Origin of the sequence: Arthrobacter sp. IK3 (assembly GCF_051337705.1) — a bacterium.
GTDB lineage: Bacteria > Actinomycetota > Actinomycetes > Actinomycetales > Micrococcaceae > Arthrobacter_B > Arthrobacter_B koreensis.
In genome coordinates this window covers 225,847-240,281 of sequence record NZ_JBPPSW010000002.1, presented here as the reverse complement: position 1 = coordinate 240,281, position 14,435 = coordinate 225,847, and the positions used below count along the sequence as shown (strand labels likewise).

Annotated in this window: 15 protein-coding genes and 1 tRNA gene; 8 read left to right on the top strand and 8 right to left on the bottom strand. The window is 66.6% G+C overall.

Going from position 1 to position 14,435, the window contains the following annotated elements:
* Nucleotides 1-33: 33 nt before the first annotated feature.
* Complete coding sequence (gene ptsP, locus ACSLGO_RS03805; RefSeq protein ID WP_263127976.1) at nucleotides 34-1,728, top strand: phosphoenolpyruvate--protein phosphotransferase; 1,695 nt, start codon at nucleotides 34-36, stop codon at nucleotides 1,726-1,728.
* Nucleotides 1,729-1,765: 37 nt separating this feature from the next.
* A complete protein-coding gene (locus tag ACSLGO_RS03800; protein WP_091600764.1) occupies nucleotides 1,766-2,044 on the top strand; it encodes an HPr family phosphocarrier protein in 279 nt (92 codons plus the stop codon).
* A 176-nt stretch (nucleotides 2,045-2,220) separates the two neighbouring features.
* Here the strand turns inward: ACSLGO_RS03800 and ACSLGO_RS03795 are convergent, their stop codons facing one another.
* The 3 genes from ACSLGO_RS03795 to ACSLGO_RS03785 form a co-directional block, all read right to left on the bottom strand.
* Nucleotides 2,221-2,958, bottom strand: coding sequence for a hypothetical protein (locus ACSLGO_RS03795; protein WP_436399959.1), 738 nt, complete (start codon nucleotides 2,956-2,958; stop codon nucleotides 2,221-2,223).
* The gene (locus ACSLGO_RS03790) at nucleotides 2,955-3,683 is read right to left on the bottom strand and encodes a hypothetical protein (protein ID WP_263127974.1); all 729 of its coding nucleotides are present in this window, start codon (nucleotides 3,681-3,683) and stop codon (nucleotides 2,955-2,957) included. The genes ACSLGO_RS03795 and ACSLGO_RS03790 overlap by 4 nt, the downstream gene beginning before the upstream one ends.
* Before the next feature lie 155 nt (nucleotides 3,684-3,838).
* Nucleotides 3,839-4,420, bottom strand: a complete 582-nt coding sequence (locus tag ACSLGO_RS03785) for a hypothetical protein (protein WP_152274143.1) — start codon at nucleotides 4,418-4,420, stop codon at nucleotides 3,839-3,841.
* Between the two features lie 143 nt (nucleotides 4,421-4,563).
* On the opposite strand from ACSLGO_RS03785, the gene ACSLGO_RS03780 reads away from it, so the two are divergent.
* Nucleotides 4,564-5,649, top strand: coding sequence for an iron-containing redox enzyme family protein (locus ACSLGO_RS03780; protein ID WP_436399957.1), 1,086 nt, complete (start codon nucleotides 4,564-4,566; stop codon nucleotides 5,647-5,649).
* Entirely contained in the window at nucleotides 5,646-5,927 is a 282-nt protein-coding gene (locus ACSLGO_RS03775) for a CDGSH iron-sulfur domain-containing protein (protein ID WP_091600769.1), read from the top strand. The genes ACSLGO_RS03780 and ACSLGO_RS03775 overlap by 4 nt, the downstream gene beginning before the upstream one ends.
* An 80-nt stretch (nucleotides 5,928-6,007) precedes the next feature.
* Here the strand turns inward: ACSLGO_RS03775 and ACSLGO_RS03770 are convergent.
* Nucleotides 6,008-6,080, bottom strand: a tRNA-Lys gene (locus ACSLGO_RS03770).
* A 171-nt stretch (nucleotides 6,081-6,251) separates the two neighbouring features.
* Here ACSLGO_RS03770 and ACSLGO_RS03765 point away from each other — a divergent pair.
* The 3 genes from ACSLGO_RS03765 to ACSLGO_RS03755 all read left to right on the top strand — a co-directional run bounded on the left by ACSLGO_RS03765 (nucleotide 6,252) and on the right by ACSLGO_RS03755 (nucleotide 8,746).
* Complete coding sequence (locus ACSLGO_RS03765) at nucleotides 6,252-6,896, top strand: hypothetical protein (RefSeq protein ID WP_091600770.1); 645 nt, start codon at nucleotides 6,252-6,254, stop codon at nucleotides 6,894-6,896.
* Nucleotides 6,897-7,117: 221 nt separating this feature from the next.
* Nucleotides 7,118-7,735: a DUF47 domain-containing protein gene (locus ACSLGO_RS03760; RefSeq protein WP_091600771.1), complete on the top strand. Its 618-nt coding sequence runs from the start codon at nucleotides 7,118-7,120 to the stop codon at nucleotides 7,733-7,735.
* Nucleotides 7,736-8,746: an inorganic phosphate transporter gene (locus ACSLGO_RS03755; protein ID WP_091600772.1), complete on the top strand. Its 1,011-nt coding sequence runs from the start codon at nucleotides 7,736-7,738 to the stop codon at nucleotides 8,744-8,746.
* Between the two features lie 140 nt (nucleotides 8,747-8,886).
* Here the strand turns inward: ACSLGO_RS03755 and pstB are convergent, their stop codons facing one another.
* The 4 genes from pstB to pstS all read right to left on the bottom strand — a co-directional run bounded on the left by pstB (nucleotide 8,887) and on the right by pstS (nucleotide 13,059).
* Nucleotides 8,887-9,666: a phosphate ABC transporter ATP-binding protein PstB gene (pstB, locus tag ACSLGO_RS03750; RefSeq protein WP_091600773.1), complete on the bottom strand. Its 780-nt coding sequence runs from the start codon at nucleotides 9,664-9,666 to the stop codon at nucleotides 8,887-8,889.
* A gap of 77 nt (nucleotides 9,667-9,743) precedes the next feature.
* Nucleotides 9,744-10,844 (bottom strand): phosphate ABC transporter permease PstA, encoded by a 1,101-nt coding sequence (pstA, locus tag ACSLGO_RS03745; protein WP_176697487.1) that lies wholly within the window; start codon nucleotides 10,842-10,844, stop codon nucleotides 9,744-9,746.
* Nucleotides 10,844-11,776: a phosphate ABC transporter permease subunit PstC gene (gene pstC / locus ACSLGO_RS03740; RefSeq protein WP_091600774.1), complete on the bottom strand. Its 933-nt coding sequence runs from the start codon at nucleotides 11,774-11,776 to the stop codon at nucleotides 10,844-10,846. The genes pstA and pstC overlap by 1 nt, the downstream gene beginning before the upstream one ends.
* Before the next feature lie 167 nt (nucleotides 11,777-11,943).
* Nucleotides 11,944-13,059, bottom strand: a complete 1,116-nt coding sequence (pstS, locus tag ACSLGO_RS03735; RefSeq protein ID WP_152274140.1) for a phosphate ABC transporter substrate-binding protein PstS — start codon at nucleotides 13,057-13,059, stop codon at nucleotides 11,944-11,946.
* 208 nt (nucleotides 13,060-13,267) lie between these two features.
* Between pstS and ACSLGO_RS03730 the strand changes: the two genes are divergently transcribed.
* Nucleotides 13,268-14,398 (top strand): FUSC family protein, encoded by a 1,131-nt coding sequence (locus ACSLGO_RS03730; RefSeq protein ID WP_152274139.1) that lies wholly within the window; start codon nucleotides 13,268-13,270, stop codon nucleotides 14,396-14,398.
* The last annotated feature ends 37 nt before the right edge of the window (nucleotides 14,399-14,435 follow it).

The window sequence follows — 14,435 nt, the reverse complement described above, 5'->3', positions numbered from 1 at the left end:
GAATCCGGTTTTGGTTTACAGGAAGGTTCAGTGATGCGCACCATCAAGGGAATCGGAGTCAGTCCCGGCCGGGTCCTGGGGCCGTCACTGCGGATGCCTCCGCCCGTGCCGGAGCCCGACGCCGGCTCCAAGTACGCGCCGGACAGTTCCGTTGACCAGGAAAAGGCGCGCCTGAAGGACGCCGCAGAGGCGGTGCGGGAGGACCTCAAGCACCGCTCCTCCGTTGCGTCGGGTGATGCCAAGGCGGTCCTGGATGCGACGGCCATGATGGCCACGGATCCCATGCTGCTCAAGGCTGCCGGCAAGCACATCAACCAGGGCATGGCAGCGGACCGCGCGGTGTGGGAAGCGGGGCTGGAGGTCGCGGCAATGCTGCAGGGCCTGGGCGGCTACATGGCCGAGCGCACGCAGGACGTGCTGGACGTCCGTTCGCGCATTGTTGCGCAGCTGGACGGCCTGCCCGCTCCCGGCATTCCGGCGTCGGACGTCCCGTTTATCCTCACGGCGGAGGAACTGGCACCGGCGGATACTGCAACGCTGGATCCGTCACTCGTGATCGGCCTGGTGACCAGCGGCGGGGGCCCGCAGTCACACACCGCCATCCTGGCCCGCTCCCTGGGCCTTCCAGCCGTGGTGGGTGCCGCCAGCGCGGACTCGATTGCCGACGGCGCGGAGATCTACCTCGACGGCGGAACCGGAACGGTGGTGGTGAACCCCGGCGTGGCTGAGCGCGAAGCCGCACAGAAATACGCCGCCCGTTCCTCCCTACCGGCATTCAACGGCGTTGGCAGCACCTCTGACGGCCACCGGGTGCCGCTGCTGGCCAACGTGGGCTCCGGCAGGGACGCCGAGGCAGCCGCTGCGGCCGGCGCGGAAGGCGTAGGACTGCTGCGCACCGAGTTCTGCTTCCTGGGCAGGGACTCCGAGCCCAGCCTCGAAGAGCAGGTCGCGGCGTACGGTGCGGTCTTCGATGCCTTCCCCGGCCGGAAGGTGGTGGTACGGACACTCGACGCCGGAGCGGACAAGCCGCTGCCTTTCCTCACTGACAAAAGCGAACCCAATCCGGCGCTGGGCGTGCGCGGCTTCCGCACCGACCGTTCCGCTCCCGGCGTCCTGGCCCGCCAGCTGGAAGCGATCGCGGACGCCGCCGGTTCACACGACTGCGACGTCTGGGTCATGGCCCCGATGATCTCCACCGCGGACGAGGCCTCGGACTTCGCCGTCATGTGTGCGGCCGCCGGCCTGGCGACGCCGGGGGTGATGATCGAGGTTCCCGCCGCAGCCATCAAGGCCGAGGCCGTGCTGTCGAAGGTGAAGTTCGCTTCGCTGGGCACCAATGACCTCACGCAGTACACCATGGCCGCTGACCGGCAGCTCGGAACGCTGGCGTCCCTGAATGACCCGTGGCAGCCGGCAGTGCTGCAGCTGATCGCCATGACGGTCCAGGGCGGGGCACTGGCCGGGGCAGCTGACAGCGTGCCTCGCAATGTTGGCGTGTGCGGGGAGGCTGCCTCGGACCCGGCCCTCGCCGTCGTGCTGACCGGGCTTGGCGTGAATACCCTGTCCATGACTCCGCGGGCGCTGTCCACGGTGGGTGCGGTGCTCTCCTCCGTGACCCTCGCAGAGGCCCAGGCACTGGCCGGAACCGCCCTGGTGGCCAGGACCGCTGCCGAAGCCCGGACCCAGGTTCGGAGCCAGCTCCCCATCCTTGAACAGCTTGGCCTGTAGCGCAGGCCGGACGAACACCAACCCGGAAGGAACCCCAATGCCAGAACGCGAAGCCACCATAGCCAGCAGGGTAGGGCTGCACGCCCGTCCTGCCTCGCTCTTTGCCGAAGCGGCTGCTGCCCAGCCGGTGGAAGTCACCATAGCGATGCAGGGTGAACCGGCTGAGGAAGCACTGGATGCCTCGAGCATGCTCTCGCTCATGAGCCTGGGCGCCTCCCACGGAGATGTGGTGGTCCTGCGTGCCGAGGGCGACGGCGCGGACGCCGCCCTGGACGAGCTGGTGAAAATCCTCGAGACCGACCTCGACGCAACCTAGGGAACCTGCTCCCGGGCTGCCGCCGTAAACGGATCCGCAACAAAGCGAAGCCAGCGGCCACTGGCCGCTGGCTTCGATAGCAACTTCACGCTGACCCCCCACAGGCAGCGGACGTTACATATTCATTAGTCTGGCACAGGGTCATGAATTTGTGAACGCATCCCATGATTTTCGACTCACATTTTCGTAACGTTCCTCAGGCGTGCGGCACCCGCCGGCCGGCGCATCTGGAGGCGGTTCGAGACCCACATGACGGCGAGGCCGAGCGTCACCAGAATGACAGCGGAGAACGGGAGCAGCAGCATGAAGACTCCGATGTCCGCTACCAGGGTGAGGGCGGTGAAAAGCACCACCACGGCCAGCCCTACGCCGAAGAGGCCGGACCCTATCCGGTGCGGCAGCCGGTAGCGGGAGTTCCGCGCAGCAGCGAACGCCGGCGCGCAAACGCAGGCCGCGACGTAGGCGGGATACAGCCTTCCGAGCATCCCGTAGACCTCCACGCTCACCTGGTCGTTGTAGTCCAGCAACCCCGTCGAGGTGACGGGGATGTCGCTGGCCAGGAAGAAGGCGGCAGTCAGCACCACCGTGAGCCCCAGGACAACCAGCCCAACCGGCCCCACGATGAGCCGCCGGGCCCATTCGGCACCGAAGGCGGCGGCACCGCGCAGGCCCAGGATCACGAAGACCCCGTACAGCGAATAGCGCAGCAGCAGGTTGGCCAGGTTGAATCCACCCAGGAGCGGGTCAACGAACTCGTAGATCAGCGGCAGGCTGAGACCGGTGGAGACGGCTATGAGCACCATGCAGAAGAAGATGCTGCGGTTGCGGCCGCGGATGGCGTCCGGCAGGCGGAACAGGGCAAAAAGGAAACTCAGCGCGAACGCCGATACCTGGACGGCAAATCCTGCGGTCATCCCAGATTCTCCAAGAGTGCGTGGTCATACTTGTCATCTTGTTCACGTTTGCGCAGCACCTTGGCCAGCGCGTCCAGCCTGTCCCGGGCAAGGGAGACAAGTTCAGCGTCGGTCAGGGCAGCCAGTGCCTCTTCACGGCCCGTGGGCGGCCAGCCGCCCTCCTCGGGCTGCAGCACCCCGGTTACCACCAGGCCGCTGGTCAGGGACACACCTGCCTGGCGGGCAGCCTCGACGGCGAGCCTCGTAGCCAACCGTCCAGCGGTCAGCTGGGCGGAGATGTTCTGGGGAGCGATTCCCGTGGCTGCCGAAAGTTTGGGGCGAAGGTCTCCGGGATCCACGGCGTCGAACCACGGCCGCACCGCTATCGAATCCGCATAGCCTGCCACCTTGGGTACGGCTGGGTGTTCCTGGTCCGCACCTGCCCTGGCCAGAACATACTCCAGGATGCACTGGTAGGGGACCTGGCTGATCAGCTCGGCAGCGGACGGGGCGCGGCGGCCCTCGGCTAATCCACGGAACCCGTCGAACTCGGAGAGTACTGCCACCGGGTCCTGGCCGTAGGCCCGCGCAACGCGGACCACCGTTGCCACAGCCACGTTTCCCCGCACCAGCTGCTGGGCAAGGGTTGAGCGTTTGATGCCCGTCCTGCGGCACAGATCCGCGGTGGATTCGTTGGGAGCAACACGGTTCCGCCAGTTCTGGAAGGCCTTAGCGGACACCCCCATTTGACCCCCATAACTGCTCGATTGGATTCCCTGCGACCGGATCAGTATACTTCTAGCACTGGCTCCCCCCTCTGCGTTCCCCCCATATGCAGAGGCGGGAGCCAGCTCCAATTAAGCGTCAATTGTGCGTGCTGGCCAGCGCGTCCCGCAGCCGGCTACCCTGCCCGCCGCTTCGCAGCATCGCGGGCGCGCTCCCACGCTGTTTCAAGCTCAGCCACTGCATTGCCGTAACGCTCCAGAGCTGAATCCCCGGCATCGCCGGCCCCGGCCGCTTCATGCGCCGCCGCGGCCTCCCGCGCAGCACGGGCCAGCTGGCTGGTTTCCTTCTCACGCACGTCCGTCAGTCCCGGGTATTCCACGCCCTTCCAGGGATCGAGTTCATATGAGCCCCATTCCAACAGGACGGCTTCACGCCGGCTGGCAAGGGTCTCAAGGCGGCGGCGCCGAAGTTTCTCTACCCGCGCACGCTTCCGGGCCCGGTGCCGGCGGTCCACCCAGTACCACGCGCCGGCGGACCCGCCCAGGGCCAGGAGGCCGACTACTGCCCCGGCCCCCGGGGCCGCGAGCCCGGCCCAGGCAATCGCCGCGACAACGGCCAGTCCGCCCGTCAGGCTCACCCAAAAGAGCCGTTCTCCATCCTCGCGGCGAAGGGCCGAGTCGATGGCCGGGGCCGTAAGCCCGATCGCGGCAGCAGCCAGCAGCAGTGCAGGCAGGCCTGCCAGAAAGCCTGAGTCCATGCGCTGCTCCCCTTTCCGCGCGTCCCGTCCATGCGTCCGGCTACACTCACCAAAAACTTACCAAGTATGCTGATAAAAAGTGTCTGCGCCGAGGTATTCGGAAGACTCAAGCATCGCATGACGTCTCACAGCTAAGGAATGACATGTTGGTACCAGCCCCGCGCGGTGAACTCACCTCCGCGCTCCTGACCGTGCTGCAGGACGGCCCCCAAGCGACTGCCGAACAGTACGGGAAGCTCGACGGCGCAGCCGGACGGGTGCTCGCCGGCTCGGCAGATGTCCTGCGGGACGATGACCTGCAGCTGGCCCTCTTCCTCCTGTACGAACTCCACTACAGCGGACTGGACGGAGTCGACGCGGACATGGAATGGCAGCCGGAGCTCATCCGGGTGCGCAGGAAGCTGGAGGCTGCCTTCGAGGCCGCCCTGCGGCAGGCCGTTCTCGTTCCCGCGGCCCCCTCCCCCGAAGCCGAAGAAGTAGCTCAGACCCTGTTCAAGCTGGCCGCGGACGACGACGGCCCAAGCGTGTCCCGGTTTGTTGCCCGGCACGCGACCGAAGACCAGCTGCGGGAATTCCTGGTGCTGCGTTCGGTCTACCAGCTCCGCGAAGCTGACCCGCACAGCTGGGCAATCCCCCGGCTGGCCGTGGGACGCGCCAAGGCGGCCCTGGTGGAAATCCAGGCTGACGAGTACGGCGGCGGACGTCCGGAACGAATGCATTCCGCACTGTTCGCGCGCACCATGGAAGGGCTCGGCCTGGATACCACCTACGGGCGCTACCTGGACCGCATACCGGCCCTGGTGCTCGCTTCCTCCAACGCGATGTCACTCTTTGGCCTGAACCGCCGGCTCAGGGGCTGCATCGCCGGGCACCTCGCAGCATTTGAAATGACCTCCTCCATTCCGAACTCCTTCTACGCCCGCGGCTTCAAGCGGGCCGGCTACGGCCCGGACGTCACCTTCTACTTCGACGAGCATGTCGAAGCGGATGCTGTACACGAGCAGATTGCCGCGCGGGACCTCGCCGGCGGGCTGGCCGAGGCTGAGCCCGAGCTCCTGGAAGACATCCTCTTTGGTGCCGCCACCGTCCTGACACTTGATGCCCTGCAGGGCGCTGAACAGCTGGAAGCGTGGAAGGAAGGCCGGAGCGCACTCCTGGAGAATTCCCCGTTCCGCGTGGATGCCCAGGCCCTGGACGCCGCAGCCGCGGGCGCCGGAGTGATGGCATGAGCGGGCAGCCGGCCAGCGGCCCCGATGCGGTGACAGTCCCCGGCTCCGAGGTCACCGTCGTCCCGTCCCCCGGTGCGCGAGCCGATGAACCGTTCGCCGTCACCGAGTGTCAGGGCGGACCGCTGCTGGTGCGGGGCGACTTCGAAATCCTGGACAGCAGCGGCAACGAGGTGCCCAAAAACCGGGAGACGGTGGCCCTGTGCCGCTGCGCCGGGTCCCGGATCAAACCCTGGTGCGACGGTACGCACAAACTGCTTCGGCGGGCCAGCGAAAACTGATCTACCGCCACCGGGCACTCCGGACAGCAGAACACCCCGGTTCCAGACGGAACCGGGGTGTTCTTGTATTTCTTGGCGGGTGGGCCCTGTGGGGCTCGAACCCACGACCCACGGATTAAAAGTCCGATGCTCTACCAACTGAGCTAAAGGCCCCCCATCGACACGGCTGCACAAGAGCCGCCACGTCGACTTTTCCACTTTATCGCACCCCTTGGTAATCGTGGAAACCCTTCCCGGGGCGCGAATCAACCCCTCTGCGGCAAGTGGTTCCCATCTCCCGAAAGCGGCTTAGATTCCAAACCCCGGCGGGAGTATTCTCAAAACATGACTGAGTCGAATGCATCGGTTCCCCGTCACCACAAACCCAAGCTGTACGCACCCATGGACTTCGCCAACCACCCCGGCGGCGCCGATCCTGCACGGGTCTCGGAAGCGGCCCACCTGGCAGCGCAGGCGCTGGTGCACCATGGCAGGGAAAGCGATGACCCCGAGGTCACCCGGCGGCTGGTAGAGCTGGCCGACCAGCAGGGACTCGAGGCCGTCGCGGAGATCTGGGCCACGAGTCCGGCCAGGTCCCTGCCCGGCGCCCTCTGGCGCCTGTACGCCCTGCGGGCAGCGGTCCAGCAGAACCCGGACAAGGTGGCAGCGTTCTACGCCGCCGGCATGGAGGCTGCGCAGGTTTCAAGGGTGGTCTCCGGTGTTGCCGAGCCCATGGGCGCCGAAGAAGTGCGTGCCATGGCGGACACGATCCTCTCCGGCGCTTTTGAAGGAGAGTTCGACGTCGCACTGGAGCGTTTCGCCGCTTTCTGCCGCGTGGTTGCCCTCGGCGAAACCCATCACGCGGACTCGGCGGAAGCGGCCAGCAGCGCCCGCGCAACCGAGTTGACCCGGAACGCCCGGCAGCTGGTGCTCACGGCGGAAGACCTTGAACACTCGGCCGAGGCGTGGCGCCGGGGGGAGCTGGACTGACCCCGCGGCACCGTGCCAGGGCTGTGGATACTCCGGTTGACATCAGGGACCCCGAGTAGAAAACTGAAAGTGGTGTCGGACCGCGGAACCCCCGGGCTTCAACTTAGAGCCGCTTCGAGCGGCCTTCCGCCGAGAGGCGCTCCCGGTCCGGCACCGTTACTCTTTTCCGCATCGGATATTCTTACCGATGTGATGAGCCCCCAGCACAGCAGGTCAGCCCGGTGAAGCTCCAGCTGTTTCCCCAGGAGAACGCCGGCCTCGACCTTTTGTCCCGCATGGCCGCTCAGGGCGTCCGCGGGACGGCCACGCTCTCCGAGGCACTGGGGGCGGAGCCGGAAGAGTTTCCCAGGCTGGCCGAGGAACTGCACGCCCTTGAAGCGGAGACCACCGAACTTCACTTTGCGCTCATGACGCAGATGCGCACCAGCTTCATCAACCCGCTGCCGCGTGAAGACCTGTACGACCTCTCCCTGATCCTGCTCTCACTCATGGAGCGCCTGGACAGTGCCGCGGAGATCGTCTCGCTCTACAAGCTGACCAATGTTTCCCGGCGGGCCGCCGAGCAGCTGGAGGTCCTGGGCAGGCAGGCCGAGCTCTCCGTGGCGGCCATGCGGACCCTGGCCTCGCTGGATGACCTGGAAGATTACTGGATCGAAATGCTCCGGCTGAGCAAGCGGGTGGAACGCACGCACCGCATGTGGCTCGCCGAGCTGATTCATGACCATAAGGCGCTGTCCTACATCCGCCACCGTGACCTGGCCGACCAGCTGGCCGCCGCTTCGAAGGAGCTTCGCCGGCTGGGCACCTACGTGGGCAACATCCTGGTCCGGGAATCGTAGTTGACCACCGTACTGCTGGTGGCAGTGTTCGTCTTCGCGGGCGCATACGCCTTCATCAACGGCTTCCACGACGTCTCCAACTCGGTGGCCGCCGCCATCCGGACCCGGGCACTTACCCCGGGCGTCGCCGTCGTGCTGGCCAGCGTCTTCAACCTGCTGGGCGCCCTGATGAGTACTGCGCTGGCCCTGGTGCTGGCGGACCTGTTCGTGAAGCTGCCCGAAGGAAGCAACGGACTGGGCATCCTGATTGCCGCGCTGGCCGCGGCGTGCGCCTGGGGCCTGTGGACCTGGTGGCGGCGCATGCCTTCGTCCTCCACGCACGCCCTGGTGGGCGGAATCGTGGGCTCCTCCGCCGCCTCCCCCCTGGTGGGCGGGCCGAGCGTCTCAGAGTCCTTCCGGATGCTCTGGGACCAGATTGCCCTGCCGCTGCTGCTATCCCCGGTCATCGCGTTCGTGCTGGCGTACCTGCTGGTGTTCCCGGTCATGTGGCTGATGCGGTACAGCTCGCTGCGGCGCGGAGATGCCGGCAACCGGATTGCCCAGTCAGTCCTTTCGGCTGCGTTCTCGCTCGGCCACGGCATGCAGGACGGACAGCGGACCATGGCTGTCCTGGTGCTGGGACTGGCCGCGGCCGGTTACTCCAGCGGCGGCGGGATCCCGTGGGGGGTGCAGGTTTTTGCCGGCGTAGCACTGGCTGTGGGGGCGCTCTTCGGCGGCTGGCGGATCACCCACACGCTCGGCTACCGGCTGGTGCGCATCGACCCGCTGCGCGGCATGAGCGCCCAAGCCGTGGCCACCGGAATGCTTTTCCTGGGAGGACTCTGGCTGCACATCCCGCTCTCCAGCACGCAGACCATGACCAGCGCCGTCGTGGGCGCGGGTGCGAACCGGCGGTTTGCCGCCGTCCGGTTCATTCCGCTGCGTGAGATTCTCTTCACCTGGCTGGTCACGGCTCCGGCTGCAGCGCTGCTGGGCGGCATCTTCCTGCTGGCCCTCAGCCCGCTGCTCTAGGACCGCGCCTCCCGCGTCCGCCTCCCCCCCTTCTCTACCCTCCCCAGACCCGAACACGCCGAGAGGCCAGTTACGGCTCTTCTCAGGGCTGAAAAGAGCCGCAACTGGCCTCCCGATGGGTTGGGGGCGAGGGCGCCGGGTTACCCGAAGCGGCCGGAAACGTAGTCCTCGGTGGCCTTCACGGTCGGGTTGTTGAAAATGACCGTTGTGTCGTCGTACTCGATGAGCTTTCCGGGTTTGCCCGTGCCGGCGATGTTGAAGAACGCGGTCTTGTCCGAGACCCGGGCGGCCTGCTGCATGTTGTGCGTAACGATCACCACCGTGTAGTCACTCTTGAGCTCCTCGATCAGGTCTTCGATGGCCAGCGTGGAGATCGGATCCAGGGCGGAGCAGGGCTCATCCATGAGGATCACTTCGGGAGACACCGCGATGGCGCGGGCAATGCACAGGCGCTGCTGCTGGCCGCCGGAAAGGCCGGAACCGGGCTTATCCAGCCGGTCCTTGACCTCGCGCCACAGGTTGGCACCGGTCAGGGACTTCTCCACCAGGTCATCAGCGTCAGAGCGGGAAATCCGCTTGTTGTTCAGCTTCACGCCGGCCAGCACGTTGTCCCGGATGGACATGGTGGGGAACGGGTTGGGGCGCTGGAAGACCATGCCGATGTGGCTGCGGACCGTCACCGGGTCCACGCCGGGGCCGTACAGGTTCTCGCCGTCCAGCAGCACTTCGCCCTCCACCCGTGCGCCCGGGAGCACCTCATGCATGCGGTTCAGGGTGCGCAGGAAGGTGGACTTGCCGCAGCCGGAGGGGCCAATGAACGCGGTGACGGAACGGGCATCGATCTTGATGCTGACGTCTTCGACCGCCAGGAAGTCGCCGTAGTAGACGTTGAGGTCCTTGACGTCGATTCGCTTGGACATGTAGTTCCTTCTGTTCTGTTCCTGGGGAGTTCCCGTCCGGGTCCTCCCGTGCCGCCGGAGCGGTGAGGGGTCTGGGGTCAGCGGCCGGTCTTGGGCGCGAAGATGCGGGCAACCAGGCGGGCGCCGAGGTTCAGCAGCATCACCATGAGGATCAGCAGCAGCGCCGCGGCCCAGGCGCGCTGGGTACTCGGGTCAGTGTTGGTGGGCGAGGTGGGGCTCATCAGCTGCCGGTAAATGAAGGTGGGCAGGGACGCCATCCAGCCGGCAAAGACGTTCAGGTTGATGGTGTTCACGAATCCTGCGGTCACCAGCAGCGGCGCGGTTTCGCCGATCACGCGCGCAATGGCGAGCGTGACGCCGGAGGCGATGCCGGAGATGGCCGTGGGCACCACGACCTTCAGGATGGTCCGCCATTTCCGGACGCCCAGGGCGTAGGAGGCTTCGCGCAGCTCATTGGGAACGATCTTGAGCATCTCCTCGGTGGAACGCACCACCACGGGGATCATCAGGACGGAGAGCGCGACGGCGGCGACGAACCCGGTGCGCGTGCCCGGCCCGAAGACCAGGCCGAAGAACGCGGCGGCGAAGAGGCCGGCAACGATGGAGGGGATGCCGGTCATGACGTCCACGAAGAACGTGATGGCCCGGGCCAGGGGCCCGCCCTTGCTGTATTCCACCAGGTAGACGGCGGTGAGCAGGCCGATGGGCACGGAGATGATCGTGGCCCAGAGGGTGATCAGCAGGGTGCCCATAATGGCGTGGTAGGCGCCGCCGAGGACCGGCCCGCCGCTGGCTACTGTCTCGTTGTCCACGGTGCCGGTCATGCCGCCCATGGAGGTGAACAGGAAGTCCATGCTCAGGCCCGGGATGCCGCGCACCAGGACGGTGAAGATCACCGAGATGAGGGGAACCAGCGCCAGGATGAACGCCCCGTAGATGAGGTTGGTGGCGAAGCGGTCCGCGGCCCGCCGGCTGCCTTCGACGACGCGGGTGGCGATGGTGCTGCCGGCCACGAAGAGCACGGCGGCGAAGATGGCGAACGTGGCGATGCTGAATCCCAGCAGCGCAGAGAATGCGGCACCGAGGACGATCGACGCGGCGAACGTGGCCCACAGGGCCCAGCCCGGGAGCTGGTTCTTGGTCAGGGACGCGGAGCGGGTCAGCGTGGTGTCAATCATCAGTTGGCTCCCGAGAATTCTTTGTGGCGGCTGATGATCCAGCGGGCAATGACGTTCACGATCAGGGTGATCACGAACAGCACCAGGCCGGCGGCAATCAGCTCAGAGAGGCGCAGGCCGTAGGCCTCGGGGAAGTTCAGGGCGATCTCCGCGGCAATGGTCTGGTTGCCGGGGCGGATGAGGCTGGCGATCAGGCCGCCGGAGGAGAGCACCAGGGCAACGGCCATGGTCTCGCCGAGGGCGCGGCCCAGGCCCAGCATGACGGCGCTGATGATGCCGGGCCGGGCGAACGGGAAGACCGCCATGCGGATCATTTCCCAGCGGGTAGCGCCCATGGCCAGGGCGGCCTCCTCATGCAGCTTCGGCGTCTGGAGGAAGATTTCGCGGCTCAGCGAGGTGATGATGGGCAGCACCATCACGGAAAGCACGATTCCGGCTGTGAGCATGGTCTTGCCGGTCTGGCTGGCCGGCCCGGCGAAGAGCGGGAACCAGCCGGCGTTATCGGCCAGCCAGTTGTACGGGCCCACCAGGGCCGGCGCCAGGACGGTCATGCCCCAGGCGCCGTAGACGACGGAGGGGATGGCAGCCAGCAGGTCCACGACGTAGCCCAGGCCCTGGGCAAGCCGCCGGGGCGCGTAGTGGGAGATGAAGAGTGCGACGGCGATGCCAACCGGAGTGGCGATCAGCAGTGCGATGGCAGCGGCGATAACCGTGCCGATAACCAGCGGGAAGATGTAGGCGAGGAAGCCCGAGCCGCCGGAAATGTCATCCGAAGAAGCGGTGAAGGTGGGAAGTGCCTGCCAGAGCAGGAACGCGGCTACCGCAAAGAGGACGGTAAGGATCAGACAGCCCGCCAGCAGTGTGATGCCGGAGAAGACTTTGTCCCCCGCGCGCCCGGCACCGCCGGTGCCCTGTATTGACTTGCTTGACACTGCACAACCCTTCGAACTTTGTTGGCAACTTGCTGAATGTGGACAAGACACCGCACTCGCCAGTTTTCACTGATCCCGGGCCAGATTCAAGCTGGCCCCCGGCCCGGCAAATGCCCCCGCACCGCGCTTGTGGCGCCGTGCGGGGGCATCTGCCGGCTTGCCTCCAGCTAGGAAGCGGCCTTGATGGATTCGATCGCCTTGGCTGCCTGCTCCTGCAGCGCGGCGGACATCGGCGCATTACCTGCAGCTTCGCTGGCGGCGGCCTGGCCCTCTTCGCTGACCACGTAGGAACCGAAGGCCTTGATCAGGTCAACGGTCTCCTGGCTGTCGTAGGTGGTGCAGTAGAGGTGGTAGGAGACCAACACCACAGGGTAGGCCCCGGATTCGGTGGTATCGCGGGCCAGTTCCATGGCCATGTCCAGTTCCGGACGTCCCTCGCCCTTGACCGGGGTGGACGCCTCGACTGCCTTGGCAGCGGCGTCGGCGGTGTAGGCCACGTACTCGTCCCCCACCTTCACTGCCACGGTGCCCATGGAGCCGACGGCAGACGCGTCTGCGTAGGTGATCGCACCGTCGGTCGAGCTGGCTGCGGAGACGACGCCGGAGGTTCCCTGCGCGTTCTCCTGGCCGTCGAGTTCGGCCGGCCATTCACCGCTGGCCTCGGTGGTCCAGACATCCGGTGCCGCGGCGGCGAGGTATTCGGTGAAGTTCTCGGTGGTGCCGGACTCGTCCGAACGGTGGACCACGGTGATGGCCGTGGCCGGCAGCTCGGTGCCCTCGTTCTGGGAGGCAATAGCCGGGTCGTTCCAGGTGCTGATCTCGCCGCGGAAGATGCCGGCGATCGTGTCGGCGTCGAGGTTCAGCTCGTCCACCCCGTCGAGATTGAAGGCGATGGCGATCGGCGAGATGTACGCGGGGACATGCAGTGCACCGTCCGGACCGCAGGTCCCAAGGGAAGCTTCGACTTCCTCATCCTTCAGGTAGGCGTCGGACCCGGCGAACTGGACGCCGCCTGCGAGCAGTGCCTCGCGTCCGGCACCGGAACCGTCCGGGGAGTACTGGATGGATGCGTTCGGGTTGGCCTTGGCGAACCCTGCAATCCAGGCGTCCATTGCGGAGGCCTGCGAGCTTGCTCCTGCACCGGAAAGCGTTCCGGTCAGGGCGGAGTCCGAAGACTCGGTATCGGCTGCTGCGTTCGTGGCGTTGTCACTGCCGCAGGCTGCCAGGGCAAGCGCTGCAACCGAGAGGACGGCCGCCGTGCGGCCAATGCGGAATACCTTCACAGTCGTGGTCCCTTTCAAGGGTGGTATACCGGCGCGTCAACGCCGGGAGACTTTTCGCTGGAACGTTTTTCTGCGTCCCGAAAAACACAGTGGCCTGCCAAGGTGAACAAAAAGTGAACTGCTGCCAAGCAGAACTGGAATAGTTCCGGGACACGTCACAGACTCCGTGCCTTCTCTTCCCAGACGCCCGCCGTCCTAGACTGTTCCCATGCCAGCCCGCGACCGTCTCAGCGCCTCGAGCAGGTTCCTGCGCAACAGGTTCCGGATCGGGCTCAAGCGCAGCGGCGCGTCTGTGTACCCCGCCCTGCAAATGACCATCTGTGCCGTGGGCGCCTACGCCTTCGCGGAATACGTGCTGGGACACCAGGGTCCGCTCTTCGCCGCCACGGCAGCGCTCATCTCCCTTGGCTTCTCCCGCGAACCGCGCACCCGCCGTGTCCTTGAAGTGGGAATCGGCTGCACGCTGGGCATCACCATCGGTGAACTGCTGCTGCATGTCCTGGGCAACGGCCTGTGGCAGGCCGCCGTCGTGCTCTTCGCCTCGCTGATGCTGGCCCGCTTCCTGGACCGGGGCGTTATCTTCACCACGCAGCTTGGCCTCCAGTCCCTGCTGGTGGTGCTGCTCCCGGCCCCCGACGGCGGAGTCTTCACCCGCAGCGTGGACGCGATTGTGGGCGGTGTCTTCGCCCTGGTGGTGACCATGCTGGCTCCGCGGGATCCGCGCCGCGAGCCGAAGTCCAACATCCGGGAGCTGCTCAGCGAGCTCTCCGCCGTGCTGCGCCAGGTCGCCGATTCACTGGCCCGCAGCGATTCGACCCTGGCCTGGCACGCGCTGGTTCGGGCCCGCAACACCCAGCCGCAGCTGGACATGCTCGCCCGCAGCATCCGGGATGCGCGGGAGATCGCCCGCATCTCGCCGGCCTACCGCAGGCACCTGGCCGAGCTCGGAGACCTGCGCGGCTCCGTGGGCTACCTGGACCTGGCGGTTCGCAACAGCCGCGTGTTTGCCCGCCGGACCACCTCGGTCATCAACCACGCCTCACTCTCCGACACCGCGGTGGACAAGGTCTCCGAAGTCATCAATGACACCGCCGACGCCGTGGACATCCTGGCCCGCGCGCTGGGCGGCGGTGAATCCCAGCCAACCCGCGAGCGCCACCTGCGCCAGGCCCGGAACGAGCTGGCCGCCGTCGCTTCCCGGCTGCATCCGGCGGCACTGGACGTCACGGACCTCTACGGGGATGCCCTCGTGATGCTCTTTAGGCCGCTGGTAGTGGACCTGCTGGAGGCTACCGGGCTCACCCACGAGGAAGCGGTCAGCTACCTTTCCGAGGTCTAGCCACCGGCACCGGAACCGAACGGGGATGTCAGTGCCG

Excerpts from the sequence above, each read along its gene's own strand:
- ACSLGO_RS03795 (WP_436399959.1), bottom strand. The coding sequence starts at position 2,958 with ATGACCGCAGGATTTGCCGTCCAGGTATCGGCGTTCGCGCTGAGTTTC.
- ACSLGO_RS03775 (WP_091600769.1), top strand. The coding sequence starts at position 5,646 with ATGAGCGGGCAGCCGGCCAGCGGCCCCGATGCGGTGACAGTCCCCGGC.
- ACSLGO_RS03730 (WP_152274139.1), top strand. The coding sequence starts at position 13,268 with ATGCCAGCCCGCGACCGTCTCAGCGCCTCGAGCAGGTTCCTGCGCAAC.
- ACSLGO_RS03790 (WP_263127974.1), bottom strand. The coding sequence starts at position 3,683 with ATGGGGGTGTCCGCTAAGGCCTTCCAGAACTGGCGGAACCGTGTTGCT.
- ACSLGO_RS03780 (WP_436399957.1), top strand. The coding sequence starts at position 4,564 with ATGTTGGTACCAGCCCCGCGCGGTGAACTCACCTCCGCGCTCCTGACC.
- pstB (WP_091600773.1), bottom strand. The coding sequence starts at position 9,666 with ATGTCCAAGCGAATCGACGTCAAGGACCTCAACGTCTACTACGGCGAC.
- ACSLGO_RS03800 (WP_091600764.1), top strand. The coding sequence starts at position 1,766 with ATGCCAGAACGCGAAGCCACCATAGCCAGCAGGGTAGGGCTGCACGCC.
- ACSLGO_RS03785 (WP_152274143.1), bottom strand. The coding sequence starts at position 4,420 with ATGGACTCAGGCTTTCTGGCAGGCCTGCCTGCACTGCTGCTGGCTGCT.
- ptsP (WP_263127976.1), top strand. The coding sequence starts at position 34 with ATGCGCACCATCAAGGGAATCGGAGTCAGTCCCGGCCGGGTCCTGGGG.
- ACSLGO_RS03765 (WP_091600770.1), top strand. The coding sequence starts at position 6,252 with ATGACTGAGTCGAATGCATCGGTTCCCCGTCACCACAAACCCAAGCTG.
- pstA (WP_176697487.1), bottom strand. The coding sequence starts at position 10,844 with ATGATTGACACCACGCTGACCCGCTCCGCGTCCCTGACCAAGAACCAG.